Consider the following 5,275-nt stretch of genomic DNA (forward strand, 5'->3'; position numbering starts at 1 on the left):
GCCGAAAGTAGTTGGGGGCTTCCCCCTGTGAGGATAGGACGTTGCCAGGCCATTGAAAGGACCGATCTGCATACAGCAGGTCGGTTTTTCTTTTAAAAAGCAGTCAAAAAAATGATGTTACTATAAGTTCTTTTAGAAAAAACAACAAAAAAATGAAATAACGCTTGTATTTTTTAAAAACACATGTTATATTAATATCTGTCGAAACGTTATATCATCGCGGGGTGGAGCAGTCTGGTAGCTCGTTGGGCTCATAACCCAAAGGTCGTCGGTTCAAATCCGGCCCCCGCAACCAATTTTTATAATTCAAATCCGAAACGTTTATCGTCGCGGGGTGGAGCAGTCTGGTAGCTCGTTGGGCTCATAACCCAAAGGTCGTCGGTTCAAATCCGGCCCCCGCAACCAATTTTAAACTTAACTTCAACTTTACTACGAAACGTTCAGCGTTTCGTATTTTTTTTTGCCTTTTTTGTTCGGTACAATGGAGTAAGAGAAAAGGAGGAGGGACACAGATGATGAAACTTGAATTGACGAATCTCGAACAGACGACGGCGCTTGCCGTTGAACTGGGACACCGTGCCTTCAAAGGGATGGTCGTGACGCTGGACGGGGACTTAGGGGCAGGAAAGACAACCTTCACCCAAGGATTCGCCAAGGGGCTGGGTGTTACCCGAAACGTCAACAGTCCGACGTTTACGATCATGAAGGTCTATACTGGACGATTGCCGCTTTACCATATGGATGTTTACCGTCTCGAAGGTGGAGATGACATCGGTCTTGAAGAATATTTGAATGGAGATGGTGTCGCTGTCGTCGAATGGTCGGAATTGATTGCTGATGTCCTTCCACCCGAACGCCTTGCGATCACGATTGAACGGACGGGCGATGACTCACGTCGTTTTTTGCTTGAACCGATCGGTGAACAGTACATCAAGATATGTGAGGGGTTAAATCCATGAAAATCGTAGCGATTGATACATCGACGAAACAACTGTCTGTTGCGTTATCGGACGGGAAACAGATCTTGGCAGAAGCCTCTTATGTGACCTCGTTGAACCATGCGACGAAACTGATGCCTTTGCTTGAGCGCATGATGCAGGAAGTCCGCTGGTCACCGCGCGATTTGACACGTGTCGTCATTGCCGATGGACCGGGTTCTTATACCGGTCTTCGGATTGGAGCAACAACGGCCAAGACATTAGCCTATACATTAGGAATCGAGCTTGTTCCCGTCTCGACACTTGAATTGATGGCGGCATCCGCCGGCTCAACCGGTCGCATCGTAGCGATTCAAGACGCCCGCCGCGGAACAGGATTCGTTGGTCTCTACGAAAACGGTCAGTTGGTCGGAGAAGAGCAACATACATTGGTCGCAGATTTCGTCAAGAACTTGCCGGTGGATACGAAAGTGACGGGGGATACGGACAAGTTCGTATCGGAACTTCAACCGTTCACAATCGTTGACCCGGCATTCCGCGCACCACGCGCCGGTGTGTTGGCGATGCTTGGCGCAACACGTCAGCCGGTCGATGTCCATTCGTTTGAACCACGTTACCTGCGTCTCGCGGAAGCAGAAGCCAAATGGATTGAGGCACAACGTCATGAGTAACGTCTTGATTCGAAAAATGACGGTCGCGGACGCACCTGGCGTTCATGCCGTGGAACGCGAATCCTTTGCGACGCCGTGGACACTGGAAGCATTTGTTGCGGAGATGACGCAAAATCCGAATGCCTATTATTTGGTCGCAGAGACCGAAGAAATCATCGGATTCGCGGGACTCTGGCACATTGCCGATGAAGGCCATATCACGAACGTCGCGGTGAAGCGGGGAGCACGAGGGAACGGAATTGGTGAAGCGTTGCTGATCGCATTGATCGGACAGGCACAACAGCTTGACTTACGGGCGATGACTCTTGAAGTCCGTGTCTCGAATACACCAGCTCGGACGTTATATGAAAAACTGGGCTTTTTGTATGCCGGAACACGAAAACGATATTACCAAGATAATAATGAAGATGCAGCCATCTATTGGCTGGAACTAGAAGGAGACGAGCTATGACACAACCGTTGATATTAGCGATTGAATCCAGTTGTGATGAGACAGCCGCTGCTGTCGTGCGAGGTGGAACAGAAATATTATCGAATGTCGTGTCGTCTCAAATCGAGAGTCATAAGCGTTTTGGCGGGGTCGTGCCGGAAGTCGCTTCCCGTCATCACGTGGAACGGATCACATATGTCATTGATGATGCTTTGACGGAAGCAGGCGTCACGATCGATGAGATCGATGCGATTGCCGTCACGGAAGGACCGGGTCTTGTAGGTGCCCTCCTCGTCGGTGTCAGCGCGGCAAAAGCATTGGCTTTTGCTCATAGTAAACCATTGATTGGTGTTCACCACATCGCGGGTCATATTTATGCCAATCGTCTTGTGCAAGAACTTCAGTTTCCACTCGTCTGTTTGATTGCTTCAGGGGGACATACGGAATTGATTTATATGCCGGAAGACGGCGTCTACGAAGTAATCGGGGAAACCCGTGATGATGCAGCCGGAGAAGCGTATGATAAAGTGGCGCGGACCTTGAAGCTCCCGTATCCAGGTGGTCCCCGGATTGATCAACTGGCACAGACGGGACAGGATACGTTCCATTTCCCACGGATTTGGCTTGAGAAAGAGTCATATGACTTTAGTTTCAGTGGCTTAAAATCCTCTGTCATCAATGCCGTCCACAATGCAGAACAACGGGGAGAAGTCATCATCCCGGAAGACTTGGCAGCCAGTTTTCAAGCAAGCGTCGTCGAAGTCCTCGTCACAAAAGCAATTCGTGCGGTCAAAGAAAAAGGCGGAACACAGCTGCTCGTTGCCGGCGGAGTTGCGGCGAACCAAGGGTTACGCAAGGGTTTGACGGAGGCCTGTCAACGGGAAGACATCGAGTTAGTCATTCCACCGATGCACTTATGCGGTGATAATGCCGCGATGATCGGAGCAGCAGCGATTCATCCATATCGTGCCGGTCGCCAATCGACACTTGCCATGAATGCCGAACCTGGGCTAGATTTAAAGTAAGGAATTCGAGAGACATGGGGGAAATGGAATGAAAAAAGTCATCATCGTGTTATTAGGTGTGCTCGTCATTGTCGCAATCGGCTTACAGATTCGTGAAATCGTCGATGCGTATCAAATCGCCTATAAAGAAGAACTTGTACCAGATAAAAAAGCAGTCGAAGCGAATACGAAACTGCAGCCCCTGTACGAAATTGGTCGGGCGGAAGGGGAACAGACACGGATTGAGAAGCTGTATGCGTTTGATCAGACCGTCAACGGTGAATTAAAGAACGTTGTATTGGTAGACCGGAAATACGGTTTGACGAATAAGGCAAGTGATGACTTCTTTACGATTGCACCAGGCAAGCCGGCAACGGAGCAAGAAAAGAAATCCTTCCAACCGATGATCGACCGACTCGATGCGGAACAAATCCAAGCGGAGGTCATCTCGAAGCACCAGGTTATGGCCAGTGAAAACAATAAAAAACGGACGTTGACGCTTTACAAAGTCTTTTATAAAGATACCGATCAAAAAGAATACCTGTTTTTCATCGAGAAAGACGGCGGCTTGAAGCTGGATCTCTTTAAAAAAGGGTACTCCCGTCTGTCCAATTATTAAATGAAAAGCGATGTTCGCCTAGAGTCTAGGTAAACATCGCTTTTTTCATTTCCATTCGAGCAAACCGGTTAGATCATCATAAATACTGTCCGGATCAAGGTTCAACTCTTCGACAGGCAGACTCGACCGGTTGATCCAGGCCGTCCGAAACCCAAAACTTTTGGCGCCGGTGATGTCCCAACCGTTTGACGACATGAACAGGACCTCTTCTCGTTTCAGACCAAGGGTGTTGAGGGCATGCATGTATGAGGCCGGAGTGGGCTTGTATTGTTTGATGTCATCGACACTGATGATGTGGTCGAACCGGTCTGCTAGTCCGGATTGTTCGATCAAGGGATCGAGCATATCGTGTGAGCCGTTTGAAAAAACCGCCAGTTGTTTATCCCCCATCTGTTGCAACACGGTATCGACTTCCGGATAGTGGTTGAGTTTCAGATACACATCCATCAGTTCCGTGATATTCTCTTCCGTGATATGCAATTTTAATTGTAAGAGCGCATAACGGAGTGCGTCGCGCGTGACTTGGCTGAATGGAACGTATTGACCGTTCAACTGACGTAAAAACGAGTACTCGAGTTGCTTTTGGCGCCAGGCCTGGCTGATCGCTTCCCCATGTCCCGGGTACAATTCTTCTGCTTTTACTTTGACGGAATGGACATCGAATAAGGTCCCGTATACATCAAAGACTAGTGCTTTAATCGATTGTGTCATAAGTATCACCCTTCTAGTTGAGATAGTCTCTTTTACGTAGTTCCCGCAAACCAACTTCACTGAAACACATTCAATTAGGAGAAGAAGGCGTGACGCGAGCCGGATTCGGGAACTGATAGATAAGACCAGGGTCTACTGGAAAGGAAATGAGACATTTTATGACACGCCAACAAAAAATTATTCGAATTCTTCTGCTGGTCCTGATCATCAGCGGACTGATTTGGTTCAGCCGTGCCTATCTCGATATTAACCCGACGGATATCAAAGAATGGATTTTATCGTTCGGAATGTGGGCACCTATCCTCTACATTCTGCTTTATACGATCCGTCCACTGATTTTTTTCCCGGCTTCCGTCTTGTCGATTACAGGCGGACTGGCTTTTGGCGCTCTTATGGGGACCGTTTATACGGTCATCGGGGCGACACTGGGCGCCGTCGTCGCATTTCTCGTCGCCAAAAAACTGGGCACCGGCCTGATCAAGCAGAAGGACAGTGCCGGTAAAGTCGAACAAATTCAGCACCAACTTGAGAAAAATGGATTCATCTATGTGTTGATCTTCCGTTTGCTGCCGATCTTTAACTTTGATTTGATCAGTTATGCCGCCGGGTTATCGAAGGTCCGGTTATTGCCGTTTTTCCTCGCGACGTTGATCGGCATCATTCCCGGAACGTTTGCCTATAACTTTTTAGGGAGTAGTATCGTTTCGAAGGATCCACGCATCATCATCGGAGCCGTCACTGTTTTTGTTGTGTTGACGATTGTTCCGTGGTACATCCAAAAACGCTGGAAAGCAAAAAAGAACCTCGGCTGATGTGAACTGCCCCATAAAAGTTGGACATAAAAATCCAACTTTTATGGGGTGTTTTTTATGGTCAAATATACGAAGGCGTTTAAGATCAAG

At 48.3% G+C, this 5,275-nt stretch carries 7 protein-coding genes and 2 tRNA genes; 8 read left to right on the top strand and 1 reads right to left on the bottom strand.

Translation table 11 applies throughout. The features are described from left to right. Positions 1 to 218: 218 nt before the first annotated feature. From KNQ13_RS15370 to KNQ13_RS15400, 7 genes are all read left to right on the top strand, one after another. Positions 219 to 295: transfer RNA gene (locus KNQ13_RS15370), tRNA-Met, on the top strand. Between the two features lie 33 nt (positions 296 to 328). Then, positions 329 to 405: transfer RNA gene (locus KNQ13_RS15375), tRNA-Met, on the top strand. 107 nt (positions 406 to 512) lie between these two features. Next, positions 513 to 959: a tRNA (adenosine(37)-N6)-threonylcarbamoyltransferase complex ATPase subunit type 1 TsaE gene (gene tsaE / locus KNQ13_RS15380; protein WP_014971514.1), complete on the top strand. Its 447-nt coding sequence runs from the start codon at positions 513 to 515 to the stop codon at positions 957 to 959. After that, a complete protein-coding gene (gene tsaB, locus KNQ13_RS15385; protein ID WP_026830355.1) occupies positions 956 to 1,609 on the top strand; it encodes a tRNA (adenosine(37)-N6)-threonylcarbamoyltransferase complex dimerization subunit type 1 TsaB in 654 nt (217 codons plus the stop codon). The genes tsaE and tsaB overlap by 4 nt, the downstream gene beginning before the upstream one ends. Continuing rightward, complete coding sequence (rimI, locus tag KNQ13_RS15390) at positions 1,602 to 2,060, top strand: ribosomal protein S18-alanine N-acetyltransferase (RefSeq protein WP_026830354.1); 459 nt, start codon at positions 1,602 to 1,604, stop codon at positions 2,058 to 2,060. The genes tsaB and rimI overlap by 8 nt, the downstream gene beginning before the upstream one ends. Beyond that, on the top strand, positions 2,057 to 3,064 hold the full coding sequence (gene tsaD / locus KNQ13_RS15395) for a tRNA (adenosine(37)-N6)-threonylcarbamoyltransferase complex transferase subunit TsaD (protein ID WP_026830353.1): 1,008 nt from the start codon (positions 2,057 to 2,059) through the stop codon (positions 3,062 to 3,064). The genes rimI and tsaD overlap by 4 nt, the downstream gene beginning before the upstream one ends. 28 nt (positions 3,065 to 3,092) lie before the next feature. After that, complete coding sequence (locus KNQ13_RS15400; protein WP_026830352.1) at positions 3,093 to 3,662, top strand: hypothetical protein; 570 nt, start codon at positions 3,093 to 3,095, stop codon at positions 3,660 to 3,662. A 45-nt stretch (positions 3,663 to 3,707) separates the two neighbouring features. Here the strand turns inward: KNQ13_RS15400 and KNQ13_RS15405 are convergent, their stop codons facing one another. Beyond that, positions 3,708 to 4,373 (bottom strand): haloacid dehalogenase type II, encoded by a 666-nt coding sequence (locus tag KNQ13_RS15405; protein ID WP_014971509.1) that lies wholly within the window; start codon positions 4,371 to 4,373, stop codon positions 3,708 to 3,710. A gap of 158 nt (positions 4,374 to 4,531) precedes the next feature. Between KNQ13_RS15405 and KNQ13_RS15410 the strand changes: the two genes are divergently transcribed. Further along, the gene (locus KNQ13_RS15410) at positions 4,532 to 5,185 is read left to right on the top strand and encodes a TVP38/TMEM64 family protein (RefSeq protein WP_026830351.1); all 654 of its coding nucleotides are present in this window, start codon (positions 4,532 to 4,534) and stop codon (positions 5,183 to 5,185) included. The last annotated feature ends 90 nt before the right edge of the window (positions 5,186 to 5,275 follow it).

This window comes from Exiguobacterium sp. s128, from assembly GCF_018618815.1.
In the GTDB taxonomy this organism is placed as follows: domain Bacteria; phylum Bacillota; class Bacilli; order Exiguobacteriales; family Exiguobacteriaceae; genus Exiguobacterium_A; species Exiguobacterium_A antarcticum.

Bases quoted from the DNA above. Each gene is read 5' to 3' on its own strand.
- tsaB (WP_026830355.1), top strand. From the start codon at position 956: ATGAAAATCGTAGCGATTGATACATCGACGAAACAACTGTCTGTTGCG.
- KNQ13_RS15400 (WP_026830352.1), top strand. From the start codon at position 3,093: ATGAAAAAAGTCATCATCGTGTTATTAGGTGTGCTCGTCATTGTCGCA.
- rimI (WP_026830354.1), top strand. From the start codon at position 1,602: ATGAGTAACGTCTTGATTCGAAAAATGACGGTCGCGGACGCACCTGGC.
- tsaE (WP_014971514.1), top strand. From the start codon at position 513: ATGATGAAACTTGAATTGACGAATCTCGAACAGACGACGGCGCTTGCC.
- KNQ13_RS15410 (WP_026830351.1), top strand. From the start codon at position 4,532: ATGACACGCCAACAAAAAATTATTCGAATTCTTCTGCTGGTCCTGATC.
- KNQ13_RS15405 (WP_014971509.1), bottom strand. From the start codon at position 4,373: ATGACACAATCGATTAAAGCACTAGTCTTTGATGTATACGGGACCTTA.
- tsaD (WP_026830353.1), top strand. From the start codon at position 2,057: ATGACACAACCGTTGATATTAGCGATTGAATCCAGTTGTGATGAGACA.